Here is a 15,384-nt window from a genome sequence, read left to right on the forward strand (position 1 = left end):
TGTAGCCGTCTGGCCGGGAATCATCCCCTGACACAGGTGAAATATTGCTGAAAGTACACGGCAGATCACAAGGAGTGAGTTTTCACATACTGATAGAGATGGCGAGAGACCCCAGCAGACGCCCGATCTCGCTCTGCAGCTGCCGCGCCACCGGCAGCAGACGGTCTGCCTGATGGCACGGCAGGGAGATGGCCATCGTGGCGGCCGTCGTCCCCAGGGTGATGGGGATGGCCGCGCAGACCGTCCCCAGCGCGTACTCCTGCCGCTCCGTCACCGTCTCCATCCGCGGGGTCCGCTCGAGCCGGCGCAGCAGGGCGCGGCCGTCGGGCACCGTGTACGGGGTGACGGGCTGCACGGGGTGGCGCTCAAGGTGATCGCGGCGGCCCTGCTCGTCCAGCTGGGACAGCAGGCACTGCCCGATCGCGTGGGCGTGTCCGGTCTCGCGGAAGTCCGCCCATTCCTCGACCGCCGGATTGCCCGGGGTGTCGGAGACGCACCTGATCTCGATCTCGCCTTCCTGGTACACGGCGTAGTACACGGGAACGCCGATCGCGTCGCGGAATCCGGCGAGCGCGTCCATGATCGTGCTGCGACGTTTCTGCTGGGCTCCGCTGCGGCCGAGCCGCTCGGCCGCCTCGCCGAGGAAGAACAGGCCCTTGTCCCTGCGCAGATAGCCCTCGTGCACCAGGGTGCGCAGCAGGTGGTACGCCGTCGGCAGCGCCAGTCCGGTCTCGCGGGCGAGCTGCTTGGCGGGGGCTCCGTGCGCGTGCCCCGCGACGCATTCCAGCAGTCTCATCGCGCGCTGGACGGAACCGATGAGGGTCGCGGCCTGCGGCTGCGCGGCAGGGGGCGTGGGCGGCCGCGTGGTGTGCGACGACCTCGCTGCCGCGGAAGAGGCGCGTGACGGCGCCGGGGCCCCGGCCGCGCGTTCCTGCGTTCCGGGGCGCGTTCCTGGGCCGGGCTGTTCCGGGGGCCGGAGACGGGGTGTGGCGGGGGGCGCCGGGGTCGGTGGTGCGTGGGGGGAGGTGAGTGCGGTGTCTACGGTGGCCAAGGGTCACTCCAGAAGCACAAGGGGGCGGCCCGTGCTGTGGGGTAACACGGGGAGGGATGCGCCGCTCACCGGGGTCGTTCCCGCGACGAGTTCCGGACTCTAATCGCCCGCCACCGCTTGCGGACGGTCTGCCCGGGAAACTTCCCTCCCCCGAGGGAACCGGTGATTCCCGTTACCGGTCACCGGTCTCCCACGGCCCTCACCAGTCGCTGCGCGACGTGGAGCTCGATGTGAACTTCCGTACGACGTAGATCAGTCCACCGACGAGCGCCACGAAGACCAGCGCCTTGAAAAGCAGCCCGATGACGAAGCCGACGACCGTGGCGATCAGGCCGCCGAACACGACCAGGGCGATGACCGGCACCGCGATCCACTTCACCCACCAGGGCAGTCCCGAGAAGATCTCTCCCATTGCTCTCGTCCTTGTCTCTCCGCCCGTCGCTTATGCCGGGTCCGTCGGTGACCCGGGGCTCTGTGCCGGATCCTTCTTCTGTCCTGCCATCGATGCTAGGGCCGTGAGGGGGCCCGCCGGGGGCTTCGCATCCCTTGCCCTCCCCTGATCGAACCCCTAGGGAACCCCGAGGCCGCGGCTCAGCTTTCCGGCGGAGAGAACACCACGAGCACCCTGAGGTCCTCGCTGATGTGGTGGAACTTGTGGGCGACACCGGCCGGCACGTAGATCACGCTGCCGCGCGCCACCTGGGTCGTCTCCAGGCCGACGGTGACGGCGGCGCGGCCGCTCACAACGAAGTAGACCTCGTCCTGGTTGTGCGGCTTCTGTGGATCATGCTCGCCGGCGTTCAGCGCGTACAGGCCGACGGACATGTTCCGTTCCCGCAGAAACTGCAGGTAGGCGCCGTCGTTGGCGGCGCGTTCCGCCTCCAGTTCGTCCAGCCGGAATGCCTTCATCGCGGTTGTCGTCCTCGTCCCCGTACTCGTAGCCGATCTGGTCTGCCACGATCAGACACATGAAGAATTTCCTAGTCAAGACGATCGCCAACGCGGGCGCCCTGGCGGTCGCGGTGTGGCTGCTGGACAAGATCACCCTTACCGGTGACAGCACCGGCAAGAAGGCCTGGACGCTGATCCTCGTCGCCCTGCTCTTCGGCCTGGTGAACTGGCTGGTCAAGCCGATCGTGAAGCTGCTGTCCCTGCCGTTCGTCATCCTGACGCTCGGTCTGTTCACGCTCGTCGTCAACGCCCTGATGCTGCTGCTGACCTCGTGGCTGGCCGACAAGCTCGACCTGAGCTTCCACGTCGAGGGCTTCTGGACCGCGGTCCTCGGCGGTCTGATCATCTCGATCGTCTCCTGGGCGCTGCACGTCGTCCTGCCGGACGAGGACTGAGCGGACGATGAGCTACCGCGTCTGCTTCGTCTGCACCGGCAACATCTGCCGCTCCCCGATGGCCGAGTCCGTCTTCCGCGCCCACCTGCGGGAGGCCGGGCTCGACGGCCTGGTCGAGGTGGACAGCGCGGGCACCGGCGGCTGGCACGAGGGTGACGGAGCCGACCCGCGCACCGTCTCCGTCCTTCGCGCGAACGGCTACGACGGCGCCCACATCGCCCGTCAGTTCCAGCCCTCGTGGTTCGCCCGCCTGGACCTGGTCATCGCCCTCGACGCCGGCCATCTCAAGGCCCTGCGCCGGCTCGCGCCGTCCCCGGAGGACGCGGCGAAGGTGCGGCTGCTGCGTTCGTACGACCCCGCCGCGGGCGACGACCTGGACGTGCCCGACCCGTACTACGGGGGCGTGGAAGGCTTCGAGGAGTGCCTTGAGATGGTGGAGAGGGCGAGCGAGGGTCTCCTCGACGCGGTACGCGAGCAGGTGGAGGGACGGGCGGCATGAGTGGTTCCGCAACGGGCAGGCCTTCGGGCGAGGGTGACGGCACGCGCGCGGTGCGGGCGGGACTGCCCGAGACGGTCAAGAACGAGCCGACCCTGCCCGGGCCGGTGTTCGCCGCCCACTTCCACCTGCCGGGCGACGTCAGCGGCCCGTACACCTACGGCCGCGACGACAACCCCACCTGGACGCTGCTGGAACGCGCCATCGGCGAACTGGAGGCACCCGGCCGGACGGACGTGGAGACGCTCACCTTCGCATCGGGCATGGCCGCCATCTCGGCGGTGCTGTTCTCCCAGGTGAGCGCCGGGGACGCCGTCGTACTGCCCACCGACGGCTACCAGGTGCTGCCCATGGTCCGCGCCCAGCTGGAGGCGTACGGCGTCGAGGTGCGCACCGCCCCGACGGGGAACGACGCCCAGCTCGACGTCCTCGACGGCGCGAAGCTGCTGTGGATCGAGACGCCGTCCAACCCGGGGCTGGACGTGTGCGACATCCGGCGGCTCACCGAGGCGGCACACACGCGTGGTGCGCTCGTGGCCGTCGACAACACCCTCGCGACGCCCCTGGGGCAGCGTCCGCTTGAGCTGGGCGCGGACTTCGCCGTGGCCAGCGGCACCAAGCAGCTCACCGGGCACGGGGACGTCCTGCTCGGCTACGTCGTCGGGCGCGACGCCGAGGCCATGGCGGCGGTACGCCGCTGGCGCAAGATCGTCGGCGCGATCCCGGGGCCCATGGAGGCCTGGCTCGCACACCGTTCGATCGCCACGCTCCAGCTGCGGGTCGACCGGCAGTGCGCGACGGCCCTCACGCTCGCCGAGGTGCTGCGGGAGCGGCCCGAGATCAGCGGGCTGCGCTATCCCGGGCTGCCCGACGACCCCTCGCACAAGGTCGCCGCCCAGCAGATGCGCCGCTACGGGTGCGTCATCTCCTTCACGCTGCCCACGCGCGCGCGTGCCGAGCGTTTCTTGGAGGCGCTGCGGCTCGTGGACGACGCGACGAGCTTCGGCGGCGTGCGGTCGACGGCCGAGCGGCGCAGGCGCTGGGGAGGAGATCCGGTGCCGGAGGGTTTCATCCGCTTCTCGGTCGGCGCCGAGGACCCCGAGGACCTGGTGGCGGACGTCCTGCGGGCTCTGGAGGAGTCGGCGGAGTGACCGGCTTACGGGCGCCGAGCGGGCGTCCCACCGTGGATGACGGGCGATCCGAGCCTCCCCCCTCGTGGCTCGGACCGCCCTCGGTTCCGCGCGCGAAGAACCGCGCGACCAAGGCTAGTTGACTCTCTGTCAGTGTCCAATCACAGTAGCGACAGAGACCTATCGACTTATTTATAGTTGGGCCCTGCCCGGGGTCGGAGGAAGGGCGGGGAAAGGGGAAGGCGGACCATGGATCTGGCCTTGCTGCGCACGTTCGTCACGGTGCACCGGGCCGGCTCCTTCACCCGAGCCGCGGCCCTGCTCGGCCTGTCACAGCCGGCCGTGACCTCCCAGATACGCACACTGGAGCGGCAGCTGGGCCGCCCCCTGTTCCTGCGGCAGGCCCGCGGAGTGACCCCGACGACCGTCGGGGACGAGCTCGCGCACAAGGCCGCCCCGCACCTCGACGCCCTGGTGGAGATCGCGGAGACCGGCCTCGACGACGAGTCCTCCTTACGGACCCTGCATCTCGCCGGTCCCCCCGAGTTCACCGCGGAACGCGCGCTGCCCGCCCTCACCGAACTGACCGGCGAGGACGGCCAGGGTTTCGCGCTGCGCGCCTCCTTCGGGAACGCCGAGGAGACCCTGGAGGGGCTCGCCGCCGGGCATCATGATCTGGCCATCAGTACGGCCCGTCCGCGCGGCGCCCTGCTCACGGCGACTCCGCTCTGCGACGAGGAGCATGTCCTGGTCGCCTCCGCGGCGCGGGCCGAGAAGATCGGCCGCTTGAAACCCCGCCGCAGGGGCGCACCCGCCCTCGAAGACGTCCCCGTGATCGAGGTGCACGAGTCGCTGCCCTTCGTCTCGCGCTACTGGGCCGCCGTCTTCGACTCCCGGCCGGCCGCCCCGGGGACCGTCATCGTCCCCGACCTGCGCGCGGTCCTCGCGTGTGCCGTCGCGGGTGCCGGTCTCGCGGTACTGCCCCGCTATCTGTGCGCGAACGCGGTGGAGCGGGGACAGCTCGTCGCCCTGCACGATCCCGCGGTGCCTCCACTGCGGACGTACTTCCTCGTGGTGCGGACCGGCACGCTCGCGATGCCGCACATCGCACGGGCACACGAATGGCTGCTGGGGGCAGCGACCGACTGGTGCTGACCTGCGATTTTCGCTGTTCGCCGCGGCCGTCACACGGTGAGCTCGTCCGGTGACGACTTGCGATGTTTCACGTGGAACCATCCGGGCCACATTCCCCCCATGACCGTCCGACCCGTGGTCAAGCGCACCGCCCGTGCCGTTCTGCTGGACGGCGACGCCCTGATCCTCATCAAGCGCACGAAGCCCGGCGTAGATCCCTACTGGGTGACTCCCGGTGGCGGCGTCGAGCCCACAGACACGACCGTCGTCGACGCCCTGCACCGCGAGGTGTACGAGGAGCTCGGCGCGAAGATCACCGACGTGGTGCCCTGTTTCGTCGACACCGTCGAGCACATCGGCGAGGACGGCGGCGCGACCGGTGTGAAGGTGCAGCACTTCTTCGTCTGCCGTCTGGAGTCCATGGACCCGAACCTGCGGCACGGGCCCGAGGTCGAGGAGCCCGCCGGCGAGTACGAGATCGTCCGCGTGCCGTTCACCCGGGTCGGGATCGCCTCCGTCCATCTCGTGCCGCTGTCGCTGCGGCACTATCTGGACGGCAACATCGAGGGCGTGCGCGCCATGCACGCCCCGGACCTGGGCTGAGCCGCCGCCGACGGGTCAGCTACCGGTCATGGCGCACCAGCTCATACGCCTCCCACAGATCGCCGCCCAGGTAGGAGTGGGTTGCGAGACCTGACAGATGGCTGTCCGCGTTGACCGCCACGGAAACCGGCACCGCGCCGAACAGGTCCCTGTCGGACAGGGAGTCCCCATAGGCGACGCAGTCGGCCCGCGCCACTCCGAACTCGGCGCACAGCCGGTCGGCGATCTCGACTTTGGCCGCAGCGCTGAGTACCCCGGTCGGGTCCACCGGCTCGGTGAACGGCACAGCGGGAAAGCGCGACCCGTGCGCGGGGTGGGCACCCCAGCCGAGGAGCTTCTCCACGAAGAACGACGGCGACAGCGACACGACGGCGCAGTATCCGCCCTGCCGGCGGATCTCCTCCCAGACCTCCCTGATCCGCTCCAGCCACGGGGCCCCGTCGAAAGCCGCCGTCACATGGGCCTCGGTCAGCCCGGACCAGAGAGCGTGGACCTGGGCGGCGTACTCCGGTGGCCCTATCAGCCCCGCCGAGATCGCCTCGTCGAGCGCCAGGGCCTCGGCTTCCAGTCCCAGCTGCCGTGAGATCTCCACAGGCGACGTCGTGCCACGCAGCAACGTGCCGTCCAGGTCGAAGAGATGAAGTCTCGCCATGAGGCACGAGGCTAATCGCCGGGTGGTGTACGCCCGATGGCCGCGCTCCAATCCACCGTGCCGGTGTTTCACGTGAAACGAACAGCAGCTGTCGGCGTCCTGTGCAGTTGGCCACGACATGGCCAAAAGCTTCCTCGTCCCACCGGAAAGAGGTGGACGGCGAGGGCAACGGTCGGACAGCCTGACCTGCGTGCCGACGCCTCCCCTCATCTCCCTGCCCATCCGCCGTCTGACGCTCCGCGATCTCGCCGCCTGCGCCGACCTGTCCGAGGACCGGGGGTGGCCACGCGAGGAGCACAAGTGGGGCCTCCTCCTCACGGCCGGGAAGGGGTACGGCGTCGACGACCCCGGCGGCGGCCTCGTCAGCGCCTGCGTCGTCACCGAGTACGGACGGCCGGACCGCCCGGACCTCCTGGCCATCGGCATGGTGCTGGTCGCCGAACGGCATGCCCGCCAGGGCGTCGGACGGCACCTGATGCGGCACATCGTCTCGACGACGGGCACCACCCCGCTCACCCTGCACGCGACGCCGAACGGCCGTCCGCTCTACGAGGAGCTCGGCTTCAAGGTGACGGGCCGCGCCGAGATGCTGCGAGGACGGTTCGTTCCCGACGGGGCCGAGCCCAATGCCGTCACGCGCGCCGCGACCGCGGAGGACCTCACGGCCGTCCTCAGGCTGGACGCGGAGGTCTTCGGCACCGACCGCACTCATGTCATCGCCCGGCTTCCCGCCTTCGCCGACCATCTGCGGGTCGCCGAGGAGAACGGCCGGCTCATCGGATACGCGGCCGCGTGGCCCAACATGGACACCCATGTCGTCGGTCCGCTGATCGCGCGCGACACGGCGACGGCGAAGGCCCTCATCACCTCTCTCGCGGTTCTCAGCGACCGCCCCCTGCGGACCGACATCGACGTACGGCACGAGGAACTGCTGTCCTGGGCGAAGGAACGGGGGCTGGCCTCCGTCGCCTTCAACTCGGTGATGACCCACCGGGTCCCGGAGCTCCCCGGTGACTGGACCAGGCGCTTCGCTCCTCTGACGGTCGCGGCGGGCTGAGGTCCCGCCGCTCGGCATAGGGTGCCTGCCATGGGAGATCTTGAGATACGGCCCGCCACGGTCGACGACGTCCCCGAGATCGTCGCGATGCTCGCGGACGACCCGCTCGGTGCCCAACGCGAGTCACCGGACGATCTGGCTCCCTACCTCGTCGCGCTGGAACGGCTGACGTCCGATCCGAACCAGCATCTGGTCGTCGCTGTACGCGAGCACCGTGTCGTCGGCACGCTTCAGCTCACGATCGTCCCCGGGCTCTCCCGGCGCGGCGCCACGCGGTCGATCATCGAAGCCGTTCGCGTCCACACGGACGAGCGGGGCAGCGGGCTGGGCACGCAGCTCATCGAGTGGGCGATCGACGCATCCCGTCGGGAGGGCTGCCAGTTGGTGCAGCTGACCTCCGACAACACCCGCACCGACGCTCACCGCTTCTACGAGCGGCTCGGGTTCACGGCCTCACACGTGGGTTTCAAGCTCCCCCTGTGAAGCACCTTGTCGGGCCGGGAGGCGACGGGACGGGATGCGTCGGGAGAAGGCCCTGTTTCACGTGAAACAGGGCACGGCGCCGCGCGGACGCCCTATCCGATCCCTCGCCATCCATCCGGGTCCACTCCACCCGGCACGGAAGCCTCCTCGTCGTACGGCTGACGGGTGAACACGAAGGAGCCGAGGTCCAGGTGGCTCACGGTCCCGTCCGGCCGCCGTACGGCCGTCAGGGGCTCTCCGGCGTAGTAGCCCTCCAGTCCGGTCCAGGTGCCGTCGCCGTTCGCCCGGAAGCGCGAGCGGCGGCCAGCGCCGGACAGTGGCTCCAGCGAGACGAGCCCGTCGGCCGTGAGCCGCAGGGCGAAGCCGTACGTACCCCAGTACCACTGGCCGGCCAACTCCAGTACGTCCGGGTCGACTTCGCGCATCGGCCGCCACGGCTCGGGGATGCGCGGTTCCGCGTCGGCGACGATACGCACGAGATCGGCGCCCACGGTGGACAGCAGCGGACCGGAGGTGCAGTTGGCCAGCACGACGGCCGCGACGTCGTCCTCGACGCCGATGGTGAGATTCGCCAGGAAGCCCGGCAGCGAACCGGAGTGCCCCACGAGCAGCCGGCCGTGGCGCCGCTGGATCTGCATCCCGAGGCCGTACGACGTCCCGTCCATGACGTCCGCGGCCTCCGACGGTGCCGCGGGCGTCCGCATCTCGCGCACGCTCCCGGCGCTCAGCACCCGGTCGTCCCCCTGCGTCAGGAACACCGCGAACTTCGCCAAGTCACCTGTGGTGGACCAGAGTTGGCCGGCCGCTGCCATGCGCCCCAGGTCCTCGCTGGGCTCGGGCAACATGACGTCGGCCCAGGGGTGCACCGCCCAGCCGCCCGCGTGGGGCGCCCGAGGGTGGACGGTCGTACGGTCCAGGCCCAGAGGTTCCAGAACCTCGTGCCGGAGCGCCTCTTCCCAAGGTGTGCCGCGCAGCTTCTCGACGAGTGCCCCCAGCAGGGTGTAGCCGGGGTTGGAGTAGTGGAAGCGACGGCCCACCGGATGTGGCAGCGGGCCTTCACCCAGCACGTCGGCGAGTTCCGGCCGCAGGGATCCCGGCGTGCGCTCCCACCAGGGCCCGGGCGACTCGGCGGCCAGCCCGCCCGTGTGGGCCAGGAGATCGGCGACGGTCGCCTCCCCCACGCCGGTGCCGGGCAGATGCTTCTCCAGCGGATCACCGAGGTCGAGGAGCCCCTCGTCACGCAGGCGCAGCACCAGTACGGCGGTGAAGGTCTTGGTGATCGAGCCGATGCGGTACTGCACGTCCTCGTCCGGCCCGTGCCCGTCCACCGAGGTCCGCGCACCGTGCCACACGGGCCGCCCGCCCCGCACCACCGTCGCCACGAGCGACGGCGCACGTCCCTCGGCCTGGGCCACGGCGATGCGGTGCAGCAGCGCCCTGCGCGTGCCGGGGAGCAGCTCTTCCTGGGGTGTCGTCATGACCCCAGTCCATCCCGCGGGACGCCTGGTAGTCGAGTTCATTCGCGCCGGGCCGAATGCTCCGGTCAGGTCTGCGCCATGTCCACGAACCGCGAGTAGTGCCCCTGGAAGGCGACCGTGATCGTCGCCGTGGGACCGTTTCGGTGCTTGCCCACGATGATGTCGGCCTCGCCCGCGCGCGGCGACTCCTTCTCGTAGGCGTCCTCGCGGTGCAGCAGGATCACCATGTCGGCGTCCTGCTCGATGGAGCCGGACTCACGCAGGTCGGAGACCATGGGCTTCTTGTCGGTGCGCTGCTCGGGGCCACGGTTGAGCTGCGAGAGCGCGATCACCGGGACCTCCAGCTCCTTGGCCAGGAGCTTGAGGTTACGGGACATGTCCGAGACCTCCTGCTGACGGCTCTCCGAGCGCTTGGAACCGCCGGACTGCATCAGCTGCAGGTAGTCGATGATCACGAGCTTGATGTCGTTGCGCTGCTTGAGCCGCCGGCACTTGGCGCGGATCTCCATCATCGACAGGTTCGGGGAGTCGTCGATGTAGAGCGGCGCGGAGGACACCTCGGGCATCCGGCGGGCCAGGCGCGTCCAGTCCTCGTCGGTCATGGTGCCGGACCGCATGTGGTGCAGGGCCACTCGTGCCTCGGCCGACAGCAGGCGCATCGCGATCTCGTTGCGCCCCATTTCGAGGGAGAAGATGACGCTGGCCAGGTTGTGCTTGATCGAGGCCGCGCGCGCGAAGTCCAGCGCGAGCGTGGACTTTCCCATCGCGGGACGGGCCGCGATGACGATCATCTGGCCCGGGTGCAGACCGTTGGTGAGTGAGTCGAGGTCCGTGAAGCCGGTGGGCACGCCGGTCATCTCGCCGCTGCGGGAACCGATCGCCTCGATCTCGTCGAGGGCGCCCTCCATGATGTCGCCGAGCGGCAGATAGTCCTCGCTCGTGCGTTGCTCGGTGACGGCGTAGATCTCGGCCTGGGCGCGGTTGACGATCTCATCGACGTCGTCGTCGGCCGCGTATCCCATCTGCGTGATGCGCGTACCGGCCTCGACGAGCCGGCGCAGGACCGCGCGCTCGTGCACGATCTCCGCGTAGTACTCGGCGTTGGCCGCCGTCGGCACCGTCTGGACGAGGGTGTGCAGGTACGATGCGCCGCCGACCTTGTTGATCTCGCCGCGCTTGGTGAGCTCGGCGGCGATCGTGATGGGGTCGGCGGGCTCGCCCTTGGCGTAGACGTCGAGGATCGCCTGGAAGATCGTCTCGTGCGCGGGCTTGTAGAAGTCGTGGCCCTTGATGATCTCGACGACGTCGGCGATGGCGTCCTTGGACAGGAGCATGCCGCCGAGCACGGACTGCTCGGCGTCGAGGTCCTGGGGCGGCACCCGCTCGAAGGCCGTGCCCCCGCCGTCCCAGCCGCTCTCGTCCCGGCCGTGGTCGTGCTGTTCGCCGCGACTGCGGCCGCCGTCACCGCGTCGGCGGGAGGCGGGCAGACGATCGCTGGGACCGCTGTCGGCCCACGGGTCGTCCAAGGGCTCGGAAATGCTCACCGAGCCACCTCCTCCCGTCCGCCGAGCGGACCTAGCCGTGCCCTTAGTTCTACGGCACGGCACTGACAAATGAGAGGCCCAACTCCGCTTGTGGTGCGTCAGTTTTGGGCTGCTTTCCCGGCCGACGCACGGAGTGGGCGCCGGACCACGGTAGGCCCGCGGGCACCGTCAGCCAATCTGGTTATCCACAGCCCATGTGGACGACGGCCCGGATGCTGTGGAGAACTCCGCGAAACCTGTGCACGACACGGTGGACAGCCCTGTGAACAAGCTCGCCCCTCGCCTACCGCAACCCTTCTGAACTGCTCATTTACCATCCACCGGCTGTGCAGAAGAAAAACTTCCCCAGTCGGGCCAAGATCGTGTCGAACGGTGCGCGAATGAGCGCACGAAGAGGCGGTGGGTAATAGTCACTAAGCCTTTGCATCTCTTACCTGTGGACGATTACATTGGTGCACATGACACAGGCTCCCGCGACCTCCAGGGGCACCCGGCGACAGCACGACCGAGAGATCGTCGCCCTGGCCGTCCCGGCCTTCGGCGCACTCGTCGCCGAGCCTCTCTTCGTCATGGTCGACAGCGCGATCGTCGGCCACCTCGGCACGGCCCAGCTCGCCGGTCTGGGGGTCGCCTCGGCCCTCCTCACCACCGCGGTCAGTGTCTTCGTCTTCCTCGCCTACGCCACCACGGCGGCGGTCGCGCGACGCGTCGGCGCCGGCGATCTCCAGGCGGCCATTCGTCAAGGCATGGACGGAATCTGGCTGGCGATCCTCCTCGGCGCCCTCGTGATCGCCGTCATCCTTCCCACCGCACCGGCCCTCGTGGACCTCTTCGGCGCCTCCCACACGGCGGCTCCCTATGCGACCACATACCTGCGGATCTCGTCCCTCGGTATCCCCGCCATGCTCGTCGTCCTCGCCGCGACCGGGGTCCTGCGGGGACTGCAGGACACGAAGACCCCTCTCTACGTCGCCGTCGCGGGCTTCGTCGCCAACGCGGTCCTCAACGCGGGTCTCGTCTACGGCGCCGACCTCGGTATCGCCGGCTCCGCCTGGGGCACGGTGATCGCACAGTGCGGCATGGCGGCCGTGTACCTGGCGGTGGTCGTCCGCGGAGCCCGCAGGCACGGAGCCTCCTTGCGGCCCGACTCGTCCGGCATCAGGGCTTCGGCTCAAGCCGGCGCACCTCTGCTGGTCCGTACGCTCTCCCTCCGGGCCATCCTGATGATCGCCACCGCCGTCGCCGCCCGGCTCGGGGACGCCGACATCGCGGCGCATCAGATCGCGCTCTCCCTGTGGAGTCTGCTCGCCTTCGCTCTCGACTCCATCGCCATCGCCGGTCAGGCGATCATCGGGCGCTATCTCGGCGCGGACGATGCCGTGGGCGCCCGTCGGGCGTGCCGTCGCATGGTGGAGTGGGGCGTCGCGGTCGGCGTCGTCCTCGGAGTGCTGGTCGTGCTGGCCAGGCCGGTGTTTCTGCCGCTGTTCACCAGCGACTCCACCGTGAAGGACATGGCGCTGCCCGCTCTGGTGATCGTGGCGCTCTCGCAGCCGATCTGCGGGGTCGTCTTCGTCCTCGACGGCGTCCTGATGGGCGCGGGAGACGGACCGTACCTGGCGAAGGCCATGCTGGTCACGCTGGCTGTCTTCGCACCGTTCGCCCTGCTCGTCCCCGTACTGGGCGGTGGACTGACCGCTCTGTGGGCCGCGATGACGCTGATGATGACGGTACGGATGCTGACCTTGTGGCTGCGGGCCCGTTCCGGACGCTGGCTGGTGACCGGGGCGACTCGCTGACGGTTTCACGTGAAACATCGCAGGGTCTGCCCCACTGACCGTTTCACGTGAAACATCACGACCATGCAGAAGGGGCCGTACCCCACGGGTACGGCCCCTCTTCCCAGCTCTACAGCCTAAGCTGCTCAAGCCGAGCGCGGCGTCAGGCCGCGACAACCTCGATGTTGACCTTGGCGGCAACCTCGGGGTGCAGACGCACGGACGTCTCGTGGGCGCCCAGGGTCTTGATGGGAGCGGTCAGCTCGATGCGGCGCTTGTCGACCTCGGGGCCACCGGAAGCCTTGATCGCGGAAGCGATGTCGGCCGGGGTGACGGAACCGAAGAGACGACCGGCGTCGCCGGAGCGGACGGCCAGACGGACCTTGACGGCTTCGAGCTGGCCCTTGACCTGGTTGGCCTGCTCGATGGTCTGGATCTCGTGGATCTTGCGAGCACGACGGATCTGCTCGACGTCCTTCTCGCCACCCTTGGTCCAGCGGATAGCGAACTTCCGCGGGATCAGGTAGTTACGAGCGTAACCGTCCTTGACGTCGACGACATCGCCCGCGGCACCGAGGCCGGAGACCTCGTGGGTCAGGATGATCTTCATGCGTAGCTCACCCTTTCCTTAGCGCGCGGTGGACGTGTAGGGCAGCAGCGCCATCTCACGGCTGTTCTTGACGGCCGTGGCGACGTCACGCTGGTGCTGCGTGCAGTTGCCGGTCACGCGGCGGGCACGGATCTTGCCGCGGTCGGAAATGAACTTCCGCAGCATGTTCGTGTCCTTGTAGTCCACGTACGTGACCTTGTCCTTGCAGAAAGCGCAGACCTTCTTCTTAGGCTTGCGCACAGGCGGCTTCGCCATGGTGTTTCTCCTGTGTGATCAAGAAGTTTGGGTAACGACCCACCCTCGACCCGTCAGGCCCGGAGATCCGGACCCGAAGGTCTAGAAGGGGGGCTCGTCCGAGTAGCCGCCGCCACCGCCGCCGGAGTTGCCACCCCAGCCACCGCCGCCGCCCTGGTTGCCACCGGCGGGAGCGCCGGTCGCCCACGGGTCGTCGGCGGGAGCGCCGCCGCCCTGCTGGCCGCCACCGGAGCCGCCGCCCCAGCCGCCGCCACCCTGGCCGCCACCGCCGCTGTAACCGCCCTGGCCCTGCCCACCGCGGCCGGCGGTCTTGGTGACCTTGGCCGTGGCGTTGCGCAGGCTGGCGCCGACTTCCTCGACGTCCAGCTCGTAGACCGTGCGCTTGACACCCTCACGGTCCTCGTAGGACCGCTGCTTCAGCCGGCCCTGCACGATGACGCGCATGCCCCGCTGGAGCGATTCGGCGACGTTCTCCGCCGCCTGACGCCAGACCGAGCAGGTGAGGAAGAGGCTCTCGCCGTCCTTCCACTCGTTCGTCTGACGGTCGAAGGTGCGGGGGGTGGACGCGACACGGAACTTCGCGACCGCCGCACCGGAAGGGGTGAAGCGCAGCTCGGGGTCATCGACAAGATTGCCGACGACCGTGATGACGGTCTCGCCTGCCATGGGGGAACCTCTCGGCGGGTTTGCTGCTGGCTGCTTGTGCTGCTACTCGAATCCCGAGATCGGCTGAGCGGAAGCTCAGTGGGTCTCGGGGCGGAGGACCTTGGTCCGGAGGACCGACTCGTTCAGGTTCATCTGGCGGTCGAGCTCCTTGACGACCGCAGGCTCGGCCTGCAGGTCGATGACCGAGTAGATGCCCTCGGGCTTCTTCTTGATCTCGTACGAGAGACGACGACGGCCCCAGGTGTCGACCTTCTCGACCTTGCCGTTGCCCTCACGGACGACGGAGAGGAAGTTCTCGATCAGGGGGGCGACAGCGCGCTCCTCCAGATCGGGGTCGAGGATGACCATCACCTCGTAGTGACGCATGTGGAACCCACCTCCTTCGGACTCAGCGGCCACGGTCGTTCCGTGGCAGGAGGGTTGTGATGCGTACGCAACGGTATCGGCCGCCACTGACAATCGGGGTGACCTCGCGGTTTAGCCGATCGGGGCTGGGCAGACACCAATGCAGACGGTACAGACTACCCGTACACCGGCTTCCGGTTGAAATCCGGCCCGGGGGACCGTCAGTCTGTACACATCGGGTGTGTATGGCGCTACGATGCGCCGCCTTTCGCAGGAGGTGCCCCATGGCACAGGCATTGCGACCCAACACCGCCGGAGGCCTCTTCGCCACGGACGGAAAGTCCCACCCCATCCAGGGCACGCTGCTGGCGGTCACCCTGGTGCTCGGTGTGACGGCGTTCGTGACGGGCTTCTTCCACGACCTGCACCTGCTGAGCTCCTGGGCCGGCCTGGTGGGCATCCTCACCGGGGCGTACGGCCAGTGGATCTCGGAGACGACACGCGAGCGCTTCGGACTCATCCTGGGTCTCGGCGCCTCCGGCGTCGGCTTCTTCCTCGGCATGGCGCACGGTGGCCTCTTCGGCGGAGTCATCGGCGGCTGACGCCTGGGACACCGTCCCCTCCACTCGACACAAAGCACCACGGAACGCCCCGGCGGCCCATGAGCCGGGGCGTCGGTTCCGTATGCCCAGCCGGGGCGCGCGCAAGGCGCAGTAGGCTTCGGCCCCAGAGCCGGAGCCCCTGTACCCATGGGGACAC

The 15,384-nt window shown here is 69.2% G+C and carries 19 protein-coding genes; 9 read left to right on the plus strand and 10 right to left on the minus strand.

Annotation, left to right across the window (positions count from 1 at the left end):
• Positions 1 to 82: 82 nt before the first annotated feature.
• From FBY22_RS40665 to FBY22_RS40675, 3 genes are all read right to left on the minus strand, one after another.
• The gene (locus FBY22_RS40665) at positions 83 to 817 is read right to left on the minus strand and encodes an IclR family transcriptional regulator (RefSeq protein ID WP_260845412.1); all 735 of its coding nucleotides are present in this window, start codon (positions 815 to 817) and stop codon (positions 83 to 85) included.
• A 433-nt stretch (positions 818 to 1,250) separates the two neighbouring features.
• Positions 1,251 to 1,463 carry a DUF5326 family protein gene (locus FBY22_RS40670; protein WP_142153524.1) on the minus strand — a complete coding sequence of 71 codons (213 nt, stop codon included), beginning with the start codon at positions 1,461 to 1,463 and terminating at the stop codon, positions 1,251 to 1,253.
• 179 nt (positions 1,464 to 1,642) lie between these two features.
• Positions 1,643 to 1,960: a cupin domain-containing protein gene (locus tag FBY22_RS40675; RefSeq protein ID WP_142153526.1), complete on the minus strand. Its 318-nt coding sequence runs from the start codon at positions 1,958 to 1,960 to the stop codon at positions 1,643 to 1,645.
• 59 nt (positions 1,961 to 2,019) lie between these two features.
• Here FBY22_RS40675 and FBY22_RS40680 point away from each other — a divergent pair, with 59 nt between their 5' ends.
• The 5 genes from FBY22_RS40680 (at position 2,020) to FBY22_RS40700 (ending at position 5,760) form a co-directional block, all read left to right on the plus strand.
• Positions 2,020 to 2,397, plus strand: coding sequence for a phage holin family protein (locus FBY22_RS40680; RefSeq protein ID WP_142153528.1), 378 nt, complete (start codon positions 2,020 to 2,022; stop codon positions 2,395 to 2,397).
• Between the two features lie 7 nt (positions 2,398 to 2,404).
• Positions 2,405 to 2,896 carry a low molecular weight protein-tyrosine-phosphatase gene (locus FBY22_RS40685; RefSeq protein ID WP_142153530.1) on the plus strand — a complete coding sequence of 164 codons (492 nt, stop codon included), beginning with the start codon at positions 2,405 to 2,407 and terminating at the stop codon, positions 2,894 to 2,896.
• Positions 2,893 to 4,044 carry a cystathionine gamma-lyase gene (locus tag FBY22_RS40690; RefSeq protein ID WP_142153532.1) on the plus strand — a complete coding sequence of 384 codons (1,152 nt, stop codon included), beginning with the start codon at positions 2,893 to 2,895 and terminating at the stop codon, positions 4,042 to 4,044. The genes FBY22_RS40685 and FBY22_RS40690 overlap by 4 nt, the downstream gene beginning before the upstream one ends.
• Positions 4,045 to 4,272: 228 nt before the next feature.
• Entirely contained in the window at positions 4,273 to 5,178 is a 906-nt protein-coding gene (locus FBY22_RS40695) for a LysR family transcriptional regulator (RefSeq protein WP_142153534.1), read from the plus strand.
• Positions 5,179 to 5,277: 99 nt separating this feature from the next.
• Positions 5,278 to 5,760, plus strand: coding sequence for an NUDIX domain-containing protein (locus FBY22_RS40700; protein WP_142153535.1), 483 nt, complete (start codon positions 5,278 to 5,280; stop codon positions 5,758 to 5,760).
• Positions 5,761 to 5,779: 19 nt separating this feature from the next.
• On the opposite strand, the gene FBY22_RS40705 is transcribed toward FBY22_RS40700, so the two are convergent.
• Entirely contained in the window at positions 5,780 to 6,412 is a 633-nt protein-coding gene (locus tag FBY22_RS40705) for an HAD family phosphatase (RefSeq protein WP_142153537.1), read from the minus strand.
• 190 nt (positions 6,413 to 6,602) lie between these two features.
• Between FBY22_RS40705 and FBY22_RS40710 the strand changes: the two genes are divergently transcribed.
• On the plus strand, positions 6,603 to 7,469 hold the full coding sequence (locus FBY22_RS40710) for a GNAT family N-acetyltransferase (RefSeq protein ID WP_142153539.1): 867 nt from the start codon (positions 6,603 to 6,605) through the stop codon (positions 7,467 to 7,469).
• 30 nt (positions 7,470 to 7,499) lie between these two features.
• On the plus strand, positions 7,500 to 7,952 hold the full coding sequence (locus tag FBY22_RS40715; protein ID WP_142153540.1) for a GNAT family N-acetyltransferase: 453 nt from the start codon (positions 7,500 to 7,502) through the stop codon (positions 7,950 to 7,952).
• Positions 7,953 to 8,044: 92 nt separating this feature from the next.
• On the opposite strand, the gene FBY22_RS40720 is transcribed toward FBY22_RS40715, so the two are convergent.
• Both FBY22_RS40720 and dnaB read right to left on the minus strand, forming a co-directional pair.
• Positions 8,045 to 9,430 (minus strand): serine hydrolase, encoded by a 1,386-nt coding sequence (locus FBY22_RS40720; protein WP_142153542.1) that lies wholly within the window; start codon positions 9,428 to 9,430, stop codon positions 8,045 to 8,047.
• A 65-nt stretch (positions 9,431 to 9,495) separates the two neighbouring features.
• Entirely contained in the window at positions 9,496 to 10,974 is a 1,479-nt protein-coding gene (gene dnaB / locus FBY22_RS40725; protein ID WP_142153544.1) for a replicative DNA helicase, read from the minus strand.
• Positions 10,975 to 11,432: 458 nt separating this feature from the next.
• Here dnaB and FBY22_RS40730 point away from each other — a divergent pair, with 458 nt between their 5' ends.
• Entirely contained in the window at positions 11,433 to 12,770 is a 1,338-nt protein-coding gene (locus tag FBY22_RS40730) for an MATE family efflux transporter (protein ID WP_142153546.1), read from the plus strand.
• Between the two features lie 142 nt (positions 12,771 to 12,912).
• Here the strand turns inward: FBY22_RS40730 and rplI are convergent, their stop codons facing one another.
• From rplI to rpsF, 4 genes are all read right to left on the minus strand, one after another.
• Positions 12,913 to 13,359, minus strand: a complete 447-nt coding sequence (gene rplI, locus FBY22_RS40735) for a 50S ribosomal protein L9 (protein WP_142153548.1) — start codon at positions 13,357 to 13,359, stop codon at positions 12,913 to 12,915.
• Positions 13,360 to 13,377: 18 nt separating this feature from the next.
• Positions 13,378 to 13,614: a 30S ribosomal protein S18 gene (gene rpsR, locus FBY22_RS40740; RefSeq protein WP_003949403.1), complete on the minus strand. Its 237-nt coding sequence runs from the start codon at positions 13,612 to 13,614 to the stop codon at positions 13,378 to 13,380.
• Positions 13,615 to 13,695: 81 nt separating this feature from the next.
• Positions 13,696 to 14,280, minus strand: a complete 585-nt coding sequence (locus FBY22_RS40745; RefSeq protein WP_142153549.1) for a single-stranded DNA-binding protein — start codon at positions 14,278 to 14,280, stop codon at positions 13,696 to 13,698.
• 75 nt (positions 14,281 to 14,355) lie between these two features.
• Positions 14,356 to 14,646 carry a 30S ribosomal protein S6 gene (rpsF, locus tag FBY22_RS40750; RefSeq protein ID WP_005482942.1) on the minus strand — a complete coding sequence of 97 codons (291 nt, stop codon included), beginning with the start codon at positions 14,644 to 14,646 and terminating at the stop codon, positions 14,356 to 14,358.
• A gap of 263 nt (positions 14,647 to 14,909) precedes the next feature.
• On the opposite strand from rpsF, the gene FBY22_RS40755 reads away from it, so the two are divergent.
• Positions 14,910 to 15,227 carry a hypothetical protein gene (locus tag FBY22_RS40755; RefSeq protein WP_142153551.1) on the plus strand — a complete coding sequence of 106 codons (318 nt, stop codon included), beginning with the start codon at positions 14,910 to 14,912 and terminating at the stop codon, positions 15,225 to 15,227.
• Positions 15,228 to 15,384 lie beyond the last annotated feature (157 nt).

This window comes from Streptomyces sp. SLBN-31 (assembly GCF_006715395.1).
Lineage (GTDB): Bacteria > Actinomycetota > Actinomycetes > Streptomycetales > Streptomycetaceae > Streptomyces.